The 20216-nt window shown below is 71.6% G+C and carries 24 protein-coding genes and 1 tRNA gene; 15 read left to right on the top strand and 10 right to left on the bottom strand.

What is annotated here, in order from left to right; translation table 11 throughout:
- Positions 1-530: 530 nt before the first annotated feature.
- Positions 531-1130, bottom strand: coding sequence for a hypothetical protein (locus JN535_RS04410; protein ID WP_205203068.1), 600 nt, complete (start codon positions 1128-1130; stop codon positions 531-533).
- Between the two features lie 264 nt (positions 1131-1394).
- On the opposite strand from JN535_RS04410, the gene JN535_RS04405 reads away from it, so the two are divergent.
- From JN535_RS04405 to JN535_RS04385, 5 genes are all read left to right on the top strand, one after another.
- Entirely contained in the window at positions 1395-2849 is a 1455-nt protein-coding gene (locus tag JN535_RS04405) for a sugar porter family MFS transporter (RefSeq protein WP_205202588.1), read from the top strand.
- Positions 2850-3024: 175 nt separating this feature from the next.
- A complete protein-coding gene (locus JN535_RS21160) occupies positions 3025-3528 on the top strand; it encodes a MarR family winged helix-turn-helix transcriptional regulator (RefSeq protein ID WP_205202586.1) in 504 nt (167 codons plus the stop codon).
- A 173-nt stretch (positions 3529-3701) separates the two neighbouring features.
- On the top strand, positions 3702-5411 hold the full coding sequence (locus tag JN535_RS04395) for an MDR family MFS transporter (protein WP_205202584.1): 1710 nt from the start codon (positions 3702-3704) through the stop codon (positions 5409-5411).
- Positions 5412-5564: 153 nt separating this feature from the next.
- On the top strand, positions 5565-6068 hold the full coding sequence (locus JN535_RS04390; protein ID WP_307868184.1) for a MarR family winged helix-turn-helix transcriptional regulator: 504 nt from the start codon (positions 5565-5567) through the stop codon (positions 6066-6068).
- A gap of 19 nt (positions 6069-6087) precedes the next feature.
- Entirely contained in the window at positions 6088-6549 is a 462-nt protein-coding gene (locus JN535_RS04385) for a ribosomal maturation YjgA family protein (protein ID WP_205202582.1), read from the top strand.
- Here the strand turns inward: JN535_RS04385 and msrB are convergent.
- Positions 6518-6946 carry a peptide-methionine (R)-S-oxide reductase MsrB gene (msrB, locus tag JN535_RS04380; protein ID WP_205202579.1) on the bottom strand — a complete coding sequence of 143 codons (429 nt, stop codon included), beginning with the start codon at positions 6944-6946 and terminating at the stop codon, positions 6518-6520. The two genes, JN535_RS04385 and msrB, sit on opposite strands and share 32 nt — an antisense overlap.
- Positions 6947-7046: 100 nt before the next feature.
- Positions 7047-8567, bottom strand: coding sequence for a DEAD/DEAH box helicase (locus JN535_RS04375; protein ID WP_205202576.1), 1521 nt, complete (start codon positions 8565-8567; stop codon positions 7047-7049).
- 181 nt (positions 8568-8748) lie between these two features.
- Here JN535_RS04375 and JN535_RS04370 point away from each other — a divergent pair, with 181 nt between their 5' ends.
- The gene (locus JN535_RS04370) at positions 8749-9561 is read left to right on the top strand and encodes a M50 family metallopeptidase (RefSeq protein WP_205202574.1); all 813 of its coding nucleotides are present in this window, start codon (positions 8749-8751) and stop codon (positions 9559-9561) included.
- A gap of 132 nt (positions 9562-9693) precedes the next feature.
- Here the strand turns inward: JN535_RS04370 and JN535_RS04365 are convergent, their stop codons facing one another.
- Positions 9694-9975: a HesB/IscA family protein gene (locus tag JN535_RS04365; protein WP_047231388.1), complete on the bottom strand. Its 282-nt coding sequence runs from the start codon at positions 9973-9975 to the stop codon at positions 9694-9696.
- 377 nt (positions 9976-10352) lie between these two features.
- Between JN535_RS04365 and JN535_RS04360 the strand changes: the two genes are divergently transcribed.
- The 8 genes from JN535_RS04360 to JN535_RS04325 all read left to right on the top strand — a co-directional run bounded on the left by JN535_RS04360 (position 10353) and on the right by JN535_RS04325 (position 16320).
- Positions 10353-10425: transfer RNA gene (locus JN535_RS04360), tRNA-Lys, on the top strand.
- 299 nt (positions 10426-10724) lie between these two features.
- Positions 10725-11657, top strand: a complete 933-nt coding sequence (locus tag JN535_RS04355) for a hypothetical protein (protein WP_205202572.1) — start codon at positions 10725-10727, stop codon at positions 11655-11657.
- 26 nt (positions 11658-11683) lie between these two features.
- Positions 11684-12565 carry a DUF2637 domain-containing protein gene (locus JN535_RS04350; protein ID WP_205202570.1) on the top strand — a complete coding sequence of 294 codons (882 nt, stop codon included), beginning with the start codon at positions 11684-11686 and terminating at the stop codon, positions 12563-12565.
- Positions 12562-13194: an HNH endonuclease gene (locus JN535_RS04345; RefSeq protein WP_205202568.1), complete on the top strand. Its 633-nt coding sequence runs from the start codon at positions 12562-12564 to the stop codon at positions 13192-13194. Before JN535_RS04350 ends, JN535_RS04345 begins: the two co-directional genes overlap by 4 nt.
- 79 nt (positions 13195-13273) lie before the next feature.
- Entirely contained in the window at positions 13274-13708 is a 435-nt protein-coding gene (locus tag JN535_RS04340; protein ID WP_205202566.1) for a hypothetical protein, read from the top strand.
- Between the two features lie 37 nt (positions 13709-13745).
- The gene (locus JN535_RS04335; protein WP_240200436.1) at positions 13746-14114 is read left to right on the top strand and encodes a hypothetical protein; all 369 of its coding nucleotides are present in this window, start codon (positions 13746-13748) and stop codon (positions 14112-14114) included.
- Between the two features lie 59 nt (positions 14115-14173).
- On the top strand, positions 14174-14950 hold the full coding sequence (locus JN535_RS21455) for a GAF domain-containing protein (RefSeq protein ID WP_205202564.1): 777 nt from the start codon (positions 14174-14176) through the stop codon (positions 14948-14950).
- Positions 14951-15240: 290 nt separating this feature from the next.
- Positions 15241-16320: an SDH family Clp fold serine proteinase gene (locus JN535_RS04325; RefSeq protein ID WP_205202562.1), complete on the top strand. Its 1080-nt coding sequence runs from the start codon at positions 15241-15243 to the stop codon at positions 16318-16320.
- Positions 16321-16560: 240 nt separating this feature from the next.
- On the opposite strand, the gene JN535_RS04320 is transcribed toward JN535_RS04325, so the two are convergent.
- Both JN535_RS04320 and JN535_RS04315 read right to left on the bottom strand, forming a co-directional pair.
- On the bottom strand, positions 16561-16734 hold the full coding sequence (locus JN535_RS04320) for a hypothetical protein (protein ID WP_205202560.1): 174 nt from the start codon (positions 16732-16734) through the stop codon (positions 16561-16563).
- A gap of 113 nt (positions 16735-16847) precedes the next feature.
- Positions 16848-17282 (bottom strand): hypothetical protein, encoded by a 435-nt coding sequence (locus JN535_RS04315; protein WP_205202558.1) that lies wholly within the window; start codon positions 17280-17282, stop codon positions 16848-16850.
- Between the two features lie 137 nt (positions 17283-17419).
- Between JN535_RS04315 and JN535_RS04310 the strand changes: the two genes are divergently transcribed.
- Positions 17420-18346: an excalibur calcium-binding domain-containing protein gene (locus JN535_RS04310; RefSeq protein WP_240200435.1), complete on the top strand. Its 927-nt coding sequence runs from the start codon at positions 17420-17422 to the stop codon at positions 18344-18346.
- 75 nt (positions 18347-18421) lie between these two features.
- On the opposite strand, the gene JN535_RS04305 is transcribed toward JN535_RS04310, so the two are convergent.
- From JN535_RS04305 to JN535_RS04295, 4 genes are all read right to left on the bottom strand, one after another.
- Complete coding sequence (locus tag JN535_RS04305; protein WP_205202554.1) at positions 18422-18820, bottom strand: hypothetical protein; 399 nt, start codon at positions 18818-18820, stop codon at positions 18422-18424.
- Positions 18817-19659, bottom strand: a complete 843-nt coding sequence (locus tag JN535_RS04300) for an N-acetylmuramoyl-L-alanine amidase (RefSeq protein ID WP_205202552.1) — start codon at positions 19657-19659, stop codon at positions 18817-18819. The genes JN535_RS04305 and JN535_RS04300 overlap by 4 nt, the downstream gene beginning before the upstream one ends.
- Positions 19659-19793 carry a hypothetical protein gene (locus JN535_RS21155; RefSeq protein WP_275892131.1) on the bottom strand — a complete coding sequence of 45 codons (135 nt, stop codon included), beginning with the start codon at positions 19791-19793 and terminating at the stop codon, positions 19659-19661. Before JN535_RS21155 ends, JN535_RS04300 begins: the two co-directional genes overlap by 1 nt.
- 72 nt (positions 19794-19865) lie before the next feature.
- Positions 19866-20216, bottom strand: coding sequence for a hypothetical protein (locus JN535_RS04295; RefSeq protein ID WP_205202543.1), 351 nt, complete (start codon positions 20214-20216; stop codon positions 19866-19868).

The raw sequence follows: 20216 nt of genomic DNA, 5'->3' as shown, positions 1-20216 counted from the left end.
CGCGGCGTCGCGCTCGCGCGAGGAGGGAAGTAGTGACGCCGGACCGGGAGCGCCTCTCGGCGCGTGGCCGCTCGTAGCGGCTGAGTGTGGAGCCCGGGGCTACCGCGGCCCGGCGTCGTGAACCATCGTACGTGCCGACCGGCCCTCGAGGTACCTCGCCGGCCCCGTGTTCGCGCTCCGCGAGAACCCCGCCACCCGGCGTGCGCACGCCCCGGTCTCCCCGCATCCTCCGCACCGGCCCCGCCGAGGGAGGCCCCGGTCGCGCGGAGCAGACCCGTGGTCTACCGAGGTAGAGCCCTGGTCATGCGAGGGAGGGCCGCGGTCGCCCGGGTGGGCAGGGACCAGGGTGGGACGACGCCGGGCGGGGTGGGTGGTGGTGCCGCGTCGTGGCGGGCCTGGCGGGAGCCGCGAGGAACGAGCGGGGATGGTAGACGCGGCACCACCACCCCCGACCACCCAGGGCGACCACACGCCGTCGAGAACAAGAACCACGGCTCTACCTCGCGCCACCACGGCTCTACCTCGGCGGTTCAGTCGAGGCGGTCCGCGCGCCAGAGCTCGGCGGCGTGCTCGAGCTCCTGGGCCGTGCGGAGCAGGGAGCCGGCGCCCCGGGTCATGCGCAGGGCGCCGTCCGGGTCGGCGACCTCGCGGGCGTCGGCGTCGAACGCGGCTCCCGTGGCGAGGATCCGGCAGAAGGACCCGGCGCGTTCGAGAGCGACCGCGAGGTCGCCGGTGAACACGCCGGAGAGCACGGCGTCGGCGAGGTCGCGCACGTCCTGCGGCCCGGGCGGTCGGGGCACGCCGGCGATGGCCTCGTGGACCGGGGCCGCGTCGACCCCGAGCCGGTACCGCAGCGTCACGGTCTGCGGGTCGCGACGGACCCACTCGCGCAGCACGTAGAGCCGCCAGAGCGCGCCGGGCAGGGAGTTGGGCGCCGCGTCGGACCACAGGCCGGCGACGACGTCGAGCCCCTCGGTCTCGACGAGGTGGACCAGACGCTCGACGACCTGCGGGTCCTCGGTGTCGCGGGCACGGTGCACGATCGCGTGCGCGGTGGTGTGCGCGACCTGGTCGCGCAGCGCGGGGTCGAGCTCGCCGGGGAGCTCGTCCGCGTCGCGCGGGTCGAGCATCGCCGGGCGGCGGGGGCGCTGCGTGCGGTCGGACCGGCCGGGGTCGGGCCGGGCTCCGGGGGTGGCGGGGACGTCGTCGGGCACCCGCCCAGTCTCCACCCGGCGCGGGGGCGGTCGCACCGGCGCGGCCCGCCGCCGGCCGCTACACGGCTCGAGTCCCCGCGCGTGACGTTCGCCGCACCCCGTTCACCGCGCCGCCGCGAGCACCCCGTCCTACAGTGACGAAAGGGGCCTCCTACCGGCTCCGGAAGGAGCGGAGGAGAGATGTCGAGCAGCGACGCAGCAGGTCACGGGACCGTGAGCGCACGCAGCGCCCACCGCAAGGCGATCGGTCTGGCCGTCGCCGCGGCCGTCGGCGGATTCCTCTTCGGCTTCGACAGCTCCGTCATCAACGGTGCGGTCGCCGCGATCGAGGGCCAGTTCGACCTCGACTCCGCGGTCACCGGCCTCGTCGTCGCGATCGCGCTCCTCGGGTGCGCGCTCGGCGCATGGTCGGGTGGGAAGCTGGCCGACCGCTGGGGTCGTACACGCGTGATGGTGTTCGGCGCGATCCTGTTCTTCGCCTCGTCGATCCTGTCGGCCATCGCCTGGTCGGCGTTCGACCTCGCGATCTGGCGCTTCATGGCCGGCGTCGGCATCGGCATCGCCTCGGTCATCGCCCCGGCGTACATCGCGGAGATCGCGCCGGCCCGCCTGCGGGGCCGCATGGGATCGCTGCAGCAGCTCGCGATCACGGTCGGCATCTTCGCCGCCCTGCTCTCCGACCAGCTGCTCGCCGAGACGGCCGGCGGCGCCGCCAACGAGCTGTGGTTCGGGTGGGAGGCGTGGCGGTGGATGTTCCTCGTCTGCGTGGTCCCGGCCGCGGTCTACGGCATCCTCGCCCTCCGGATCCCCGAGTCGCCGCGCTACCTCGTGGCCAAGGGGCGCGACGACGAGGCGCGCGCCGTGCTGGAGTCCGTCCTCGGCCCCGAGGAGGACGTCGACGACCGCATCGCGCAGATCCACCGCTCGATCGCGGTCGACGAGAAGAACGCCCAGGAAGGCACCCTCAAGGGCTCGACGTTCGGGCTCAAGCCGATCGTGTGGGTCGGCATCCTGCTCTCGGTGTTCCAGCAGTTCGTCGGGATCAACGTGATCTTCTACTACTCGACCACGCTGTGGCAGGCGGTCGGGTTCGACGAGAGCCAGTCGTTCCTCGTCTCGACCATCACGTCCGTGACGAACGTGGCGGTGACGTTCATCGCGATCGCGCTCGTGGACAAGGTGGGGCGTCGCCCGATCCTGCTCATCGGCTCGGCGGGGATGACGATCTCGCTCGGCCTCATGGCGCTCGCGTTCACGCAGGCGGTGGGGAGCGGCAAGGACATCACCCTGCCCGACCCCTGGGGCCCCATCGCCCTGGTCGCGGCGAACGCGTTCGTCGTGTTCTTCGGGGCGTCGTGGGGGCCGCTCGTCTGGGTGCTGCTGGGCGAGATGTTCCCGAACCGGATCCGCGCGGCCGCGCTCGGCGTCGCGGCGATGGCGCAGTGGCTCGCGAACTTCGCGATCACCCTCACGTTCCCGCCGATGCTGTCGGCCTTCGGCGCCACGATCCCCTACCTCATGTACGCGATCTTCGCGGCGCTGTCGTTCGTCTTCGTCTTCACCAAGGTCCCCGAGACCAAGGGCGTGGAGCTCGAGGACATGGGCGACGAGCGCGTGGGTCGTACCGCGAGCTGATCACTCTCTGACCCGAACCCGGGACCGGTCCTCGCGGCAGCCGCCGCGTGCGGACCTGCCCCGGGTTCGGCCGTCTCCGGGCCTCGCAGGGAGCCCGGGAATTCCTTGCCGCAGACAATGGTTGCTGAAAGCAACTGCGAGGAGTATGCTTGCCTGCAGCAACCAAGGAGTAGCCGTGCCCGTCATCACCCCCTCCGCGACCACCGCGGCCCCCGAGCTCGCCCCCGACCCGTCCCCCGCGGCGGGCCTCATCCGCGCGCTCGACGAGCTGGCCCGCGCGCAGCGCGAGTCGGCCGTCCGCATCGCGCGCGACCTCGACATCCCGCGGTCGTCGTTCGGCCTGCTCCGCATGCTCCAGCGGTGCGGCCCCGTCCAGCTCGGGGACGTCGCCGCGAGGCTCCGCGTCGACCTGTCCGTCGCGAGCCGCCAGGTGAGCCACCTGGTGGACGAGGGGCTCGTCCGCCGCACGGTGGACGACGACGACCGGCGCGCCCGGACCGTCGAGCTCACCGAGGACGGGCGGGCACTCGTCCTGCGGGCGTACGAGCACATCGACGCCCTGGCCGCCACGACGTTCGCCGAGTGGCACGACGACGAGATCGTCGAGGCCACGCGCCACATCGAGCGCGTCGTCGCGGCGGTCGTCGCCGGCCACGACGCTCCCCGCACGGCCGGGTGACCGACGGCGCCCGCCGGCGCCCACCGCCGTCGGGCACGCCCCCACGACCGCGGACCGCGCCGCCGCGCGATCGACCACGGACCACCTGACCACCGACACCGACACCGCCACACGACACGCCACACGACACGGCCGCTCCGACACGGCCCCGTGAGCAAGGAACTCAGCGCCTCATGACCAGCACCACACCAGAACGCACCGCCCCGCCCGGCGGCACCGAGACGTCCATGACCCGTCGCGAGGTCATGGAGTCCCTCTCCGGGATCCTCCTCGGCATGTTCGTCGCGATCCTCGCGAGCTCGATCGTGTCGAGCTCGCTCCCCAAGATCGTCAGCGACCTGGACGGCTCGCAGTCGTCCTACACCTGGGTCGTCACCTCGACCCTGCTCGCCATGACGATCTCGACCCCGATCTGGGGCAAGCTCGCCGACCTCACCAACCGCAAGGTCCTCATCCAGATCGCGCTGATCGTCGCGGTCGTCTCCTCGGCGCTCGCCGGCCTGTCGCAGAACGTCGGGACGCTCATCGCGCTCCGGGCCTTCCAGGGCATCGGCGCAGGCGGCCTCATGGCGCTCGCCACCGTGCTCATCACGGACATCATCTCGCCGCGCGAGCGCGGCAAGTTCATGGGCCTCATGGGCGGCATCATGGCCGTGAGCCAGATCGGCGGACCGCTCCTGGGCGGCGTCCTCACCGACGTCGTGAGCTGGCGCCTCAACTTCTTCGTCGGGCTGCCGTTCGCGATCGCCGCGATCATCGTGCTCCAGCGCACGCTGCACCTGCCGAAGGTCGCGCGCCGCGTCGTCCGCATCGACTACTGGGGCGCGATCCTCATCAGCGCCGGCGTCTCCTCGCTCCTGCTGTGGGTGACGTTCGCCGGGCAGAACTTCGAGTGGCTCTCGTGGCAGACGTTCGCGATGGTCGGCGGCGCGGTCCTCGCGCTCGTCGGTGCCGTGCTCGTCGAGCGCGTGACCCCCGAACCGCTCATCCCGCTCCACCTGTTCAAGAACCGCACGTTCGTCCTCGCGGTCGTCGCGTCCGTCGCCGTCGGCGTCGCGATGTTCGGCACCGCCGTGTTCCTCAGCCAGTACATGCAGGTGGCGCGCGGCAAGACCCCGACCGAGTCGGGCCTCCTGACGATCCCGATGATCGTCGGCACGTTCGTCGCGTCGACGGTCTTCGGCCAGCTCATCACGCGGTACGGCCGCTACAAGGCCTTCATGGTCACGGGTGGCGCGGTGCTCGTCGCGTCGCTGTTCGCCCTGTCGACGATCGACTACCACACGAGCTTCACGCTCATCAGCGTCTACCTGTTCTTCCTCGGCGTCAGCATGGGCATGCTCATGCAGAACCTCGTGCTCGCCGTGCAGAACACGCTCGACGTCGACGAGATGGGCGCCGGCACCTCGACCGTCGCGTTCTTCCGCAGCCTCGGTGGCGCGATCGGCGTGTCCGTGCTCGGCGCGGTGCTCGCCACCAAGGTCACGACGTCGATCCAGGACGGCCTGACGAAGCTCGGCATCCCGGCCGACTCGATGGGCGGCGGCAACGCCGTGCCGGACGTCGCGACCCTGCCCGCGCCGATCAAGGACCTCGTGGAGAAGTCCTACGGCGACGGCATCGCCGAGATCTTCCTCGTCGCGGTGCCGCTCGCGCTCGTCGCGCTGATCGCCGTGTCGTTCCTCAAGGAGGTGCCGCTCGGCACCAAGACCGGTCTGCAGGAGCGCCTCGAGAAGGAGGCCGCGCTCGCCGGGAGCGAGCCCCCGGCCGACGCGACCCCCGGCCGCGTCACGCCGGCCGAGGCGACGGAGTCGACGCTCCTCGAGGCGTACGAGCCCGCGGGCGTGGTCGACGACGAGCGAGCGGCGCGCTCGTCGCGCTGATCCCGCCCCCGCGCTGGGTGCACGGAATGTGCGGTCCCGAGATTCCTCGGGGCCGCACATTTCTTTGCGCCCGGCGTGCTGGTCGAGCGTCCAGCGGGTGAGGTTTTCGGGACGAACGTGACCGCATGCCTCCCGGGGCGTCATGATGGGCGTGTGCCCGCCGAGACCGCTCCCACCCGCACCGTTCCCGACGCCGCGCGCGACGCCGAGCCGGACGTCGCGTACGTCGACCTGGAACGCGAGCTGCGGGTCCTGCTTCGCCGAGCGGGTGCCGTCGCGACGGGGATGGCGCGCCGCATCCACCCGGGGCTCGAGGCGAGCGCCTACCCGCTCCTCGCGCACATCGCCGACCACCCCGGCATCCGCGGGTCGGAGCTCGCCGCGCACTTCGGCGTCGGCCGCGCGACGATCTCCCGCCAGCTCAGCCGGCTCCACGCCCTGGGCCTCGTGGCGCGCGAGGTCGACCCCGACGACTCGCGCGGCCAGCTCATCACGCTCACGCCGGACGGCGAGGCTCGGCTCCACGCCGCCCACAGCGGCCGGGTCATCTCGATCACCGAGGCGCTCGACGGCTGGGACCGCGCCGACGTCGCGACGCTCGCGAGCCTCCTGCACCGCTACTCCGAGGACGTCGTGCGCTGGGCCGCGAACCGGTGACGCTTCGCGCTGACCTCGCATGACGGTGCCCGACGGCGCCCGCTCGCCCCGCCCCGGCGCCACGCCGGTGCTCTCGCGACCCCGCCGGCGACGCCTCGTCGTCACCCTCGTGCTCGGGCTCGTCGTGGTCGCGGGACTCCTCGTCGCGACACGGGTGCCCGACCCCTGGGGGGACGTCGGCGGGGACGTCCTGTACGCCGTCGCGACCTACGTGCTCGTGGTCCTCGTGCTCGCGCGCGTGCGCCCGCTCACCGCGGGCTCCGTCGCGCTCGCGTGGTGCTGGGCGGTCGAGGCGCTGCAGGCCACGGGGCTGGCTGCCGCCGTGAACGACGCGGTCCCGCCCGCGGCGTGGCTGCTGGGCAGCACGTTCGCGGTGCGGGACCTGGTCTGCTATCTCGTGGGCGTCGGCCTCGCGTGCGCGGTCGACGCGTGGGCCGGCACCCGCTCGGCTACTCCGAAGCGGCCTGGAAGGTCAGGCTGACCGAGTTCATGCAGAACCGGTCGCCCGTCGGCGTCTGGGGCGCGTCGTCGAACACGTGGCCCAGGTGCGAGCCGCAGCGCGCGCAGCGCACCTCGGTGCGCACCATGCCGTGGCTGCGGTCGGTGAGGAGCTCGACGCGGTCGCCCGCGAGCGGGCTGAAGAAGCTCGGCCACCCGCAGTGCGAGTCGAACTTGGTGTCCGAGCGGAACAGCTCGTTGCCGCACGCGCGACACGCGTAGACGCCGACGCGCTTCTCGTCGAGCAGCTCGCCCGTCCACGCGCGCTCCGTCCCCGCCTGCCGCAGCACGGCGTACTCCTGCGGGGACAGCTCGGCGCGCCACTCGTCGTCGGTCTTCACGACCTCGTAGGGCTGGTTCTCGTGGGTCTGGCTGGTCATGATCCACCTCCGACGATCCCAACCGCCCGCGTCGCTCCCGTGTTCCCGGCCCGCTCCACGGCTGAGCGCATGAAAAAGTCATGCACCCGGCGTGCGGGCGTCAGCGCGGGCTGGAGGTCGAGTAGACGGTGCTCGACCCGCCCGCCGGACGCTGGGCGCGGCCGCGGCCGCCCCGACGACGACCTGCGGACGGACCACCGGCCGCCGCGTTCGCGCCCGACGCGCCACGACCGTCCCGGCCGCCGCTCTCGGCACGGCCCGCACCGGACGCGCGCTGCGGTCGCTGCGCGCCCTGGCCGCCCTGTGCCGTCGTGCCCTGGCTCGCCCCCTGCGCCGCCGGACGGCTGCCGCTCTGGCGCGCACGGTTGCGGCGCGACGCGCGCGACCCGCCGTTGGTCGACCCGGTGCCGCGCTTCGCCTGCGTCTGCGGCGGCGTGATGTCCGCGGGGCGCACGTACTCCGCGACCTCGCCGACGAGGCCCTTGATGGTCGCGTCACCGGGCGCGACCGGCTTCGGCTGGGCCGTGATCTTCGCCTTGCGCGTGAGGTCGCGCACGTCGCCGCGCTGCTCCGGGAGCATGACCGTGACGACGACGCCCTCCGACCCGGCGCGCGCGGTGCGGCCCGAGCGGTGGAGGTACGCCTTGTGCTCGGCCGGCGGGTCGACGTGCACGACGAGCTCGACGTCGTCGACGTGGATGCCGCGCGCCGCGATGTCCGTGGCGACGAGCACCTTCACCGCACCCGAGGAGAACGCCTCGAGGTTGCGCTCGCGCGCGCCCTGGCCGAGGTTGCCGTGCAGGTCGACGGCCGGGACGCCGTTGGCGGTGAGCTGCTTCGCGAGCTTCTTCGCCTGGTGCTTGGTGCGCATGAACAGCACGCGACGACCGGTGCCCGACGCGAGCTCGTGCACGATCTGCTTCTTCGCGTCCGCGTCGCGCACCGCGAGGATGTGGTGCGTCATCTGCGGGGGCGCGGCTGCGGCGTCGTCCACCGAGTGACGCACCGGGTTGCTGAGGTAGCGCTTGACGAGCTGGTCCACGCCGTTGTCGAGCGTCGCGGAGAACAGCATGCGCTGCCCCTGCTTCGGGGTCTTGTCCATGATGCGCTTCACGCCGGGCAGGAACCCGAGGTCGGCCATGTGGTCGGCCTCGTCGAGCACGGTGATCTCGACGCCGTCGAGCGTGAGCAGGCGCTGGTTGAGGAGGTCCTCGAGGCGACCGGGGCACGCGATGACGATGTCCACGCCCTTGTCGAGCGCGGCGACCTGACGCGACTGCGCGACGCCGCCGAAGATCGTCGTCGTCACGAGGCCGAGCGCCTTCGCGACCGGCTCCATCGTGGCGTTGATCTGGTTGGCGAGCTCGCGCGTCGGGCACAGCACGAGGGCGCGCGGTCGGCGCGCCTGGCGCGACGACTTCGCCCACGACAGCCGCGAGACGGTCGGCAGCGAGAACGCGAGCGTCTTGCCGGAGCCGGTGCGGCCGCGGCCGAGGACGTCACGGCCCTTCAGCGAGTCGGGCAGCGTGGCGGTCTGGATGGGGAACGGGGAGTCGATGCCCTGGCGCGAGAGCTCGCGGACGACAGGGGTGGGCAGGCCGAAGTCGGCGAAGGAAGTCACAGGTGATGGGCCTCTCGGGGCTCAAGGTCGGGGTCCGCCGCACGCAATCCGGGGGGATCTCCACGACGCGGGGCGCGCGGGATCGCGCTGCCCTCGAATCCCAGTGTCTCATGCCCGACGCCGGGGCGCCGGTGAGGTGCGTCTCGTCGCGCCGTCCGTGGGCACAGCAGGCTGTGGTGGAATGGCGCGCGTGCACGCGCTGACGCCCTCCCTCGCCGTAGCCCGAGCCGTGCTGTCCGACGGCGGGACCACCTCGGGCGGTGACGTCGCCTCCTCGGTGGGGGACGTCGTCGGGCAGGTGTGGGAGGCCGCGACGACGCCCGTCGCTCCCCCGGCGACCGCCGTCGTCGTCGCGATGGGCGCGCTCGCCCTGGCGGTCGTGCTCGTCACGCCGGTCTGGCGCGTCGCGCGGCATGTCGTGACCATCGCGCACGAGGCGTCGCACGCGCTCGCCGCACTGCTCACCGGACGGCGCCTCTCGGGCATCCGGCTGCACTCCGACACGTCCGGCCTCACGGTGTCGTCGGGTCGGCCGCGCGGGTTCGGCATGATCCTCACCGCGTTCATGGGGTACGTCGGCCCGGGCCTCATCGGGCTGGGCGCCGCCGCGCTCCTGCGCCAGGGTTACGCCGTCGGGCTGCTGTGGCTGCTCGTCGTGCTGCTCGCCCTCATGCTGCTGCAGATCCGCAACTGGTTCGGGCTCTGGTCCGTGCTCGTCACGGGTGCCGCGCTCGTCGGCGTGTCGTGGTGGGCGTCCCCCGACGTGCAGAGCGCCGTCGCCTACGCCGTCACGTGGTTCCTGCTGCTCGGCGCGGTCCGACCGGTGCTCGAGCTGCAGAGCGAGCGCTCGCGCGGACGGGCGGCGACGTCCGACGCCGACATCCTCGCCCGCCTCACGCACGTGCCCGGGCTGTTCTGGGTGGGCGTGTTCCTCGTCGTCACGCTCGGCGCGGCCGTGCTCGGCGGGTCGTGGATCGTCGGACCGGCGGCCTGAGCCTGCCCTTTCGCACACGACGACGGGCCGCCCGCCGGAGCGGACGGCCCGTCGTGCGACCGAGGACGCGCCTGGAGGAGGAGGACGCGTCGTCGAGGTCGTCCGGCGCGGGCGCCGGTGGTGCGTGGTGGTTCAGCCCTGAGGAGTCAGGACGAACGCCGGGCCCTGCGCGTTCGGGTCCGTGTCGAGCGTGAGGTTCGAGAGGGTCGGGGCCGTGGCGGACTCCACGAACACCTTCGCCTCCCCGTCCTCGACGACCGTGTCGTCAGGCTGCGGGGCGGGCACGAGCGCGAGCTCGAAGCTGCCCGCCTGGTCCGCGGACTCGGCGATCCGCAGACCGCCTCCCTCCGGGACGCCGGCCTGGGTCTGCAGGTCGTGGACAGCGGTACGGGCGTTGTCGGTCAGGGTGAGCACGAGAGCTCCTCTCGTCGCCGGGCGGAGCCTGCGGGACACGTCCGTGCGGCTCACGCCTGGCCGGCGTGACCTGCCGTCGGTGCACCCTCCCGCGGGCTCCTCGGTCCACTCCACCGAAACAAGAACACGCGCCGCTCGCAAGCGAATCGCCCGTTTCTCACCGAATTTCTCACGGAGCAAGACTGCGCGTGACAGCGGCTGCCGACCCACGTAGGGTCCGCGCCCGCGCGACCCGTCGGTACTCCCGTCCGGGCTCGGCACACTGTGGATCAGATCGGCAGTTCCAGATGCCGGATCCGAGCAGGACGTGCCGAGCTCGGGCGGAACTGCCGATCCGTCGGCGCGGGTAGCCTGTGCGTGGACGTCGTCGGCGTCCGGGGCCTCTAGCTCAATTGGCAGAGCTGCGGACTTTTAATCCGTAGGTTGTGGGTTCGAACCCCACGGGGCCCACTGTCTGACCTGCGAGAACACCCCATCCGTCGAACGTTCGTTCGATATTGCTGGGCAAATGCTGGGCACGGCCGCCCTGCGAGCGCCCCGCTCCCCCACCACATGACGCCTCGCGCGGCACCTGCCGCCGCGGGCCCTTTCGTCGACCCCGACGGCGTCGACGCGCTGCGCGATCGCCTCGCGCGGCTCACCAACTCGAGGTCGCCCGCGACCCCGTAGGCCCACAACAGAACGGCCCCGACCGGTGGTTGCAACACCGAGCGGGGCCTGACCACCACTAGAGGACTGGACCCTCCGAGATGGCTCTCGCTCACGCTAGCAGCACCCTGCCCACGGCGCCGACGGCGCCCGACCCGACGACGTCCGCCCGTCGCCACGTGAACGCGTGGCGCGACGCCGTGTGGACCTCCGACCTCCGCGCGACGGACAAGCTCGTAGCCCTGGCCTACGCGGACCACGCCTCGACGGGCCCGCTCAGGGTGTGGGTCGCGTCCGAACGCCTGCAGGCGCGCACGAGCCTCGGTAGGACCGCTACGACGGCCGCCGTGCGGCGCCTGCGCGACGCGGGGTGGCTCACCCTCACCTCGGCCGGCGTGCGGGGCTCCACGGCCCGCTACGCGCTCACGACGCCCGGCGCCGACGCCGAGCTCGACCACGACGACCAGGTCGACGACGTCGACGTCGTCGAGCACCAGGCGCACGAGCCGCGAGCGCCGCGACAGGTGTCGGCTCGCGACGGACTCGTGTCGCCTCGCGACGAACTCGTGTCGCGAGGTGTGCCGGATCCCCTGTCCTATCCCCTGCCCCATCCCCCCACCAGGTCGCTCGCCGTCGTCGAGGACGTCGACGGTGAGCGGGACGCGCTGCTCGACGGGGTGGTGGAGGAGATCCGCTCACACCCCCTCGCCCGCGGCCTGGCGGCCGCGGCGGTCCGCCGGCACGCCCGGGAGCTGCGCGCCGCCGGGTGGACGCCCGACGACGTCGCCCGCGAGCTCGCCGCGCAGGACTGGACCGGCGCACGCGGGCCCGGCCTGCTGCGCTACCGCCTCACCGCGCTCGCGCAGACCGGCCCCACGTTCCCGCCCGCACCCCGGACGATCGACCGCCCGACGACCACCACCCGCGACCTCTTCGCAGCGGAGGACGCCGCCCACGCGGCCGCTCCCCCGGACCCCGAGACCGTCGCCGCCGTCAAGGCGATCGCCTGGCGCGGTCGCACCGCCACCCGCTGACCACCACGCACGAGAGGACCACCGCCATGACCACCACGCCCCGTCCGACGACGTCCGCCCGGATCAACCCCGACAACCGCGTCATGCTCGCCGGGCTGTTGCTCGTGCTCGTCGCCGTCGCCGCCGCGAGCTTCACGCTCTCGTTCACCGGCCTCTCGGCCGCCGCGCCGTGGGTCGCGCTCCCCGCCCCGCTCGCCTGGCTCGTGCCCGTCGTCCTCGAGGTCGCGATGCTCGTCTACGTCGGCGCCGCCCTCCTGCGCGCGCACCGCGGCCAGAGCGCCCGGCTCGCGTGGACGCTCGTGTGGGTGCTCACCACGGTCTCATCCGCGATCAACGCCGCGCACGCCTGGGACGCGGGCCCGCAGGGCTGGCAGGGTGCCGTCGGCGCGGCGCTGGCCGGCATGTTCCCGTTCATGACGCTCGCGGCCGCGCACGTCGTCGTCGACGTCGCGTTCACCGCGCGCCCGGACATCGCGGCCGCGACGGACGCGGACACCGCGACCGTGGCGGACACCGTGGCCGCGACGGACGCGGACACCAAGGCGACGTCCGCGAGCGCCGGACAGGCGGACGCGCCCGCCGTCGTCGGCGACGTCGCGCCGATCGCGCTCGACGGCGAGCGCGCGCCCGAGCTGCACGCCGTGGACACCGAGACGACGGACACCCGGACGGACAGCGGACACCCGGACAGCGTCCGGACGCTCCGGACGGCGGCGCGCGGGCGCGTGGCCGAGCACCGCGAGGAGATCGTCCGTCTCGCGCTAACGACGGACCTGTCCGGGCGCGCGATCGCCGACCGGCTCGGTCTTGGCCGGACGGTCGTGTGCCCCGTCGTCACGCAGGCCCGCGCCGGACGGACGGGCATCCCGTCCGCGATGCTCGACGTCGCCGTAGGCTCGAGCGCATGACGACCGGACGCCCGAACATAGCCAGGGAGGTGCGGAGAGCGACTCCCCTGGAACGGGCGTACAACCGATTCCTCGAGGAGCCCGATGCCGTTGTCGGGCAACTCAAGGAGAGACTCGACGCTGGATTGCTCCGCGCTGCGCATGACCGGATGCTCGAGCTACGGGGAACCCGGGGTGTCGACGACTGGCGCACGTTCCTAGGGGTCGTCGGGGTCGCGCAGTATGGACTGATCTGCAAGCTCGGCGCTAACGAGTTCGACGCCGAGGACTACCGCAGGGCCTTCGCGCTCGCGCGATGGTGGGCGAACTGGTCGAAGGGGAAGCGGCGCGCGGAGCGGGTGCGCGGGGCTCGCGTGCCGGGTGAACCCCGCCCCACCGTGGTTGCACTGATCGAACGAGACGGACCCACCTGTTGGCGGTGCGGGGAAGAATGCGAGACCGACCCCGAGGTCGCGTTCTGGGTCTTCGACCCGGAAACCGGGCGTGGCCTCGAGCGCAACCCCCGCTACAGAACCGTCGGACACGTCATCCGCCTGGCCGACGGTGGCACGGACACGATGAGCAACGCCCGCCTCGAATGCTGGGAGTGCAACTCGGCTGACGGGATCCCGCACCCTTCCCCTTGGTGACCGGACATCACAAGGCACCGCCGCTGGGACCGGAACGACAGACCCCCGGTGCCCTTGGCGTCGCCGTATGCTCGCCCGCATGACCACGGACGTCCGGACGCCTGCCGACCTGGCTCGCGAGCTCGGCGTGTCCGCGTCAGCCGTCCGGCAGTGGCTGCGCGAGGAGGTCGACCGCGGCGGGGAGACCGGGCCGTGGTGGATCGACGACGACCTCGCCGCACGGGTCCGGGCACGCTTCACCGCGACGGCTGCGGCGCGGGAGGCTCGACCGTCCGCGTGCACGGTCGAGGGGTGCGACCGACCGCTCAAGGGGCGGGGCCTGTGCGTCATGCACTACAACAGGTGGGACCGGCACGGGTCGACGGAACGGCGCGATGGCGCGGACCACCAGCGGGCCAAGACGCACTGCCCGAACGGGCACCCCTACGACGAGGAGAACACGGTCGTCTTCCCGTCGGACGGGCGGCGACGGTGCCGCGCGTGCCGGCGCGAGGGTCGACGGGCCGTGCGCTGATTCGTACAGGTGTTCGAGCGCGGCGTACCCTCGTGCCGTGGGAGAGCACGACGACGGGCGACGTCTGATCCGTCGCAAGCGCGACGACCGGCCTGGCGTCGCCGCGTCCGCCCCGCGCCCGGACCAGCTCGAGGACCGGCCATGGTCGGAGCGGCGACCGCTGAACTACGACAACCCGCCGCGCTCGCCCGTCCGCCCGTCCGGCGACCTGCCCGTGATCGTGCGCCTGCTCTGGGAGACGCACGAGGAGCTGCTCCCCGCGCGCGCGATCCGCTGGACCGACTCCCACGCCATGGTCGTCATCAAGGCCCTCACGCCGCCTTACAACCAGCACGAGCTCATCGTCTGGCTGCGCGTCGAGGACGTGTTCCGCACCATCCCGCGCCGACCCCGACCCGTGACGTGAGCGTTTCGTAACGTGGCAACCCCGACGGTTGGACCGCAGGTGCACTAGGGTCGCCCTCCGTGAAGACAGCGTGGTTTGCTCTACAGCTTGCCGCCGCGCGATGGTGGTGGCTGGCGGCGCTCTCCGCACTCCTCCTCACTGCAGCCGGCTTCTTCGTTGGCACCAGCTGGCCCGTCGTCGTTGTCCTCGGCGTCTTGGGGGCTGCGGCGCTCGTCCTCGACGCCTCGTCCAAGCGAACCGTGACGCGGCTGGCGCAGCACGTCGCAACTGAGTGGAAGGTTCTGTTCGAGGACTGCTTCCAGCCTCTTGCTCGTTGCCTTCTCCGGCTAGCGGTGAAGACGACGGAGGGGGCGAAGAAGGAGGAACTCGTCAGCGCCTTGATGGCGGTCCTGACGGCCGCACTCAGCCTCACCGAGGGGAGCCGTGCGCGCGCGACGCTCTTCCGCCGAGTGCGTGTCGAGGGCCAGGACTGTCTCGAGCCGCACCCGATGTTCACGCACGGCAGGGGGGACGAGCCCGTCTCGCGTTTCTTCCGACGACGCGGCGAGGGCAAAGAGGTGTGGCGAGCGGCCGAGGCGGACGAGACGGTGTTCTACCCCGACATCCGCAAGGACCCACCGCCAGGCATGGATGCGGATCGCCCACGCGCCTACGTCGCGTTCATCACCACGCCCATCGTGGTGAACGGACGAGTCGAAGGGCTTCTGACCATCAACGCGACACGCGTGGACGAGCTGAGCGAGAGCGACCGCGGCGTTATGCGTGTACTTGGCGTCCTCGCCGGTGTGGCGTTGGCCACCTCCGGCGGGCGCTGGCCTCAAGATGAAGGAGACTAGGTATGGAGGTGATGCATCGTGGCAAGTAGCAAGTGGTCCACAGACATGGACCGGCGCATCGCTGAGATGCGTCGTGACCCCGTGCAGTACCTCGACGAGGCTCGTCGAGACGCGCGACGAGGGAACGCACTCATGGCGAGCCTCAGCCCGCGCCGCAGTCAGCGTCCGACGAAGAGCTCGCGACGCAGCAAGTAGTTCCCGTGCCCCTGCTCGGCGAGAGCGGGGGCACGGTCATGTGAGGTTCGATTTCACCCTGGCCGAACGAGCGGCATGCATGAGAGCCTCCCCCCGTGAACGGAGAGAGCGAAGAGGCCTCAGGCGAGCGCCCAGCCAGACGTCGGCGCAAGGCCGCGCCAGTATCAGCAACCGGAGACGACGAAGCGCAAGCGCAGGCAGTGGTCCAAACCCCCAGCGAGGATGACGACGACCCCGCCACGGCGGCGAGCCCCGAGTGCGGCGAGACGGACGAAACGGGCCCGGCACCTCACGCCATCCTGGTCATGTTCCAGATGACGAACGACGCCCACGGGTCGATCTCCCGGGGAGTGGTTGAGGAGGTGATGGAGCAGGTTGGGCGCCTGCCTGAGAGCTCGCGTGGCGGGCGGCTCGATGTGTGGCTCGAGTCGCCTGGCGGAGACGCCCACTCGGCGTACAAGCTCGGCCTCTACCTTCGATCGAAATTCAGTGAGATCAACTTCGTGGTCCCCGACTACGCGAAGAGTGCGGCGACCCTGCTCTCGCTCGCAGGTGATCGCATCTACATGGCACCGGCAGCCGAGCTTGGACCTCTGGATATCCAGGAGGTGCGTGAGGGCGAGATCCGCATGCGCTCAGCTCTCGACACGGCAGACTCCATCCAGGCGCTGTGGGACGAAGCCATCACGCAGGTCCTGCTCAGCGGTGGCGTCGTGCTCCAGCAGACCGGTCTGGCGCGAGACAAGACGATCTCTCACCTCCTCGAGTTCGCTGGCGACTTCATGAGGCCCCTGCTCGAGCAGCTGGACCCCGTCGCGATCAAGGCAGCGAACACGAGCCTGCTCGTGGCGATGGAGTATGGGGCGCGACTACTCGCCTATCGCACGGGAGACGACCTGGAGGATGTCTACCCGCGAATCGAGCGCATGATTCGGCGGTACCCAACCCACGGCTACGTGATCGACCGAACCGAAGCGAGAGACCGCCTTGGTCTGCCGGTCGAGAAGATCGAAGACTACGACTTGGAGTTCCATTGTGATGCGTGGCACAGCGTTGCGCGAAACAATCCTGTTAGCCTGGTCCAACTCTTCAGCCTGGCAGAACTGGAACGAATCTCCAGAGGAGAGCACGATGACGCGATCCCGGATGAGACAGAGGCTGATGGCGATGAGTAGTGATGCAAGCGCCGCGGAGATCTCCCGCAGAGTCACTGTTCGACGCCCTGTCGTCGTCAGCCGCGCACAATCGTCGAAGGTCACCGCCCAGAGGCTCGCTCTGCGGTCGCCCTCCGCGCGGAAGGCCCTCGCCGGTTGGAGCGACGCCTACCAACAGGGCCGCTAACTAGCCGACAAGACTGCACCCCCGCCCTCCACCTAGGAGGAGCGGGGGTGCAGTCGCGTTCGAGGGCAGTGCGGTCAGCGGACGGTGATGACGCCTGCCTCCCGGACGAGGATCTCGAGAGCCGCGACGACGCGGACGGTCGCGACGTTGCGGCCGAGCGCGAGGACCGCGGTCCCGTCAGGGTTCTCGGTCTCGACGTCAGGTCCGGCGACGAGGACGCGGACGGTGCTCGCGTCGACGCGCTGCAACGGCTTCCAGGTCGACCCGCGGTCGAACGAGATCTCGAGCGGGTCCGGGGGGGTAGCGCGGTGGCGTCGGGCCAGCGCGCCCACTCGCGGCCGCGGCGGTCGATGTCCATGCGCTACCTCCGTGGAGTCGAGAGCGAAAGAGGGTGCCCGACCGGGTCCCCGAGGGCGAACGCCGAGCCGACCGGCCCCGGACCGAGGACGAGCTCGACGTCGTCCGGCAGCGGCGCGCCCGACGTCGTCACGATGTCGGACACCCCGAGCCCGTCGACCAGGTCGACGACGAGCTCGCGCACGAGCACGGCCGCCAACGTGTCCGCCACGCCCACCATGTCCGCGGACGTCCGGGACGCCGCGAGCGCCGTCGTCAGGACGTCCGTGGTGGTCACGGTGTCCTGGGTGTGGTGGACGGTCCCGCCCGCGGCGGACAGGTCGTCCGTGAGGGCGAGCGTGTCGACCAGGTCGACGGCGAGCACTCGCGCGAGCGACGCCGTGAGTATGTCCGTGACGGCGAGGGTGTCCGTCCGGGTTCGCGGACGGACAGCGGACACGGACACGGTGTCCGCAGCGCGTCTGGCCGGGTGAAGTCTGGTCACAGGTTGATCTCAGGTACTGGCGTACCAGGTTGGGTCCGTGGATGCTGCGGGCGGCGGGGGGAGCGGTTCCACCCGCACGAAAGGTCATGCACATGAAGAAGTGGCAGCAGGCATCCGCGGCGGTCGCCGCGGCGGCGCTGGGACTGACGGTCGCGGTCGGTGCCGCGGCTCCGGCGAGCGCACAGTGGATCCCGGACGGGAACTACCTGACGAAGTACTCCGGGGAGATCTGGAAGGTCGACTCCACGGTCGGGGGTATCTACCCGATGACCTACGACGAGTGGGCCGCAGAGGGCTTCCCGACGCCGAAGGCGGCGCCGACGGACTTTGTGAAGTACTCCTGGGCGCCCACGATCCACGCGGTGACGTTCTTCGACCCGGCCGACCCGAATCTGTGGCTGTGGGACGAGCTCGGGTATGCCGACTGGCAGCGCGCTGGGAAGCCCGCGCCGCGTAACGCCGGCTGGATCGAGGGCTCCTACGTGTACAAGTGGGGCACCTCGGCTGAGATCCTGATCGAGGAGCCCAACGGTGGGGTGAACCACAAGCTCACGTACAACGAGTGGCAGAACACCGGGTTCAAGCCCTATGTCGACCGGTGGAACGAGGGCTTCATCAAGTACTCGTGGGACTCCACGATCGTGCGTATGACGAACCTGTCGGCCGGTCAGGGCTACCGCCTGGGGTACAACGAGTGGCAGGCCGAGGGCTTCCCCACCCCGAAGGTCGTCAACCGGGTCACCGGTGACCAGGTGTACCGCAACTACGGGTCCTCGACGATCTACTACGCCGGGCCCGGGCTCAACCGGGCGATCAACTACGCCGAGTGGTCCGCCATGGGCCGCCCCAACCCGACCGTGAAGAACGTCCCCGCCCGCCCGGCAGACAAGGACTGCAAGGACTACCCGAGCCAGGCCGCGGCGCAGGCCGAGTTCAACTACTACTACCCCGCCTACGGTGACGTCTTCGGGCTCGACGGCGACGGCGACGGCATCGCCTGCGAGAGCTACTTCCGCTGACCCGCGCTACAACGCCGCGAAGCGCCCCGCCCTCCCGAAGGAGAGCGGGGCGCTTCGTCGTACCTGGACGGTCGGTCAGGAGGGCGGGAACTCGTCGCGGCCGTCGAGCGCGCGCAGGTCGTTCACCATGGCACGTTCGTCGGGGGTCAGAGAGGTGATGGTGTGGACGCCGTCGTCGTCCGGCACCGCGAGGGTCGGGGTGGAGGACAGGCCGAGGTGACGCAGCCAGGCATCGACGGGCGGGATCGCCATGATCCGGGCCAGGGCTGCGGAGACAGCGGCAATGACCGCAGCCGCGGCGACGACCCACGCGAGCCACGCCTCGGGCAGGTAGCCGCCGAGCTCCTCATGCAGGATCGCCGCTACGAGCGGGGCGACGATCCCAAGCACGAGCACGAAGGAAACGACGTTCTGCACCGCGGTGCGCCAGGACGCGCGGCCGGGGTACTCCTGCTGTGTGGGGGTGGTGGTCACGAGATCTCCCGGTTGTCGAAGGTGAGGGTGCCGGTCAAGCCGGCGAACGCCTTGTCCGCTGCCGCGGTGATCGCGGCGGCGATCGTGTCGGGGTCGGTCCCGGGCAGGGCCTGGACCGCGTTGGTGATCGCGGTCTGGGTGAAGCCCGCGAGCTGGTCGCGCACGTAGCCGAGGTTCTTCACGATCTCGGCGCCGTCGCCGACGTCGAGCACGCGCGGGTACCTCGCGCGGCCGTTCTCCTTGCCCGGCAGCGCGCCCATGATCCGGTCGTACATCTCCTGCTGCTTCTGCTCGCTGAGGGCCATGAGGAAGCCACCTCCGGTGAGTAGGTCCGTGACCTCGCGACGCATGTGCGCCATGTCCCAGTCGCGGATGTCGATCTTTCGGTTGGGAGCCCACTCGTTGTGGCCGCACACCATGTCGGGGCCAAAGCCGGACAGGTCGCAGTACGCGGCGTTGATGCGCGGGTAGGCCCACCGCTGGGCGTCGGTCCAGTCGCCGTCGCCGGCGGACTCGGCCTCGGTGCCCCAGACGGACCGGTTCCCGGTCAGGCCGCGCCAGCCGCCCTCGCCGGCGTGGTTCGCGCGCCCGGCGGCCACGACGACCGCGACGCCGGAGCGGGCGAGGAGCACGTTCGCGAGCGGGCCGGGAAGCTTGGGACGGCCGTCGCGCACGACCTTGAGCGAGGGCCGGTCCCCGGTGCGCGCGCCGGCGGTCCAGTGGCAGACCGCGCCCTGGGGGTCGAAGTCCGCGCTGCCGCGGACCTCCCAGCCGTCGACGAGCTCGACCGTGAGCCCGCGCGCGGCGAGCGCTGCGGGCAGGCGGGTGATGCGGGGCATCAGTCGTCGTCCTGGTCGGGGTCGTAGGGGCGGGTGGGCACGGCGTCGTCCGCGGTCGCGGCGTCGCGCATGCGCCCGTCCCGCTCGCGCGACCAGTCGAGGTCGTCACGCTCGGTGCTGGGATCGGTGCTCACGGGTGTCCTCCTTCGGGCATGGCGACGGCCCGGGCCGGGGAGTAGTCCGGTCCGGGCCGTCTGGGTGGTGGGTCAGAGGCCGAGCAGGCGGGCGAGCCAGCCGCGGCGTTCGAGACGGTCGAGGCGCGCGTCGACCTTCGCGTTGTGCTCGGTCGCGTCGCTGAGGTGTTGCGCGAGGCCGGACTCGATCCGGTTCACGGCGTCCGCGAGGGACTTGCCCGAGTTGGGTCGGACCTCGTGCGCGGTGACTTCGGCCTTCGCTTCGACGTTCTTGAGGCGCTTGCTCGTGCGGTGCGAGCTGACCATCGTGACGACGCTCGGCCACATCAGCAGCGCGAAGACGACCACGACGGCGACCACGGCCTGAGGCCAGGTCACGACGTCGGCGAGGTCGGGGATCCCGGCATCGGTCATGAGCGGCAT

Origin of the sequence: Cellulosimicrobium cellulans (genome assembly GCF_016921195.1) — a bacterium.
GTDB lineage: Bacteria > Actinomycetota > Actinomycetes > Actinomycetales > Cellulomonadaceae > Cellulosimicrobium > Cellulosimicrobium cellulans_F.
The sequence above is the reverse complement of the archived record's forward strand: the minus strand, read 5'-3'. Positions and strand labels throughout refer to the sequence as shown.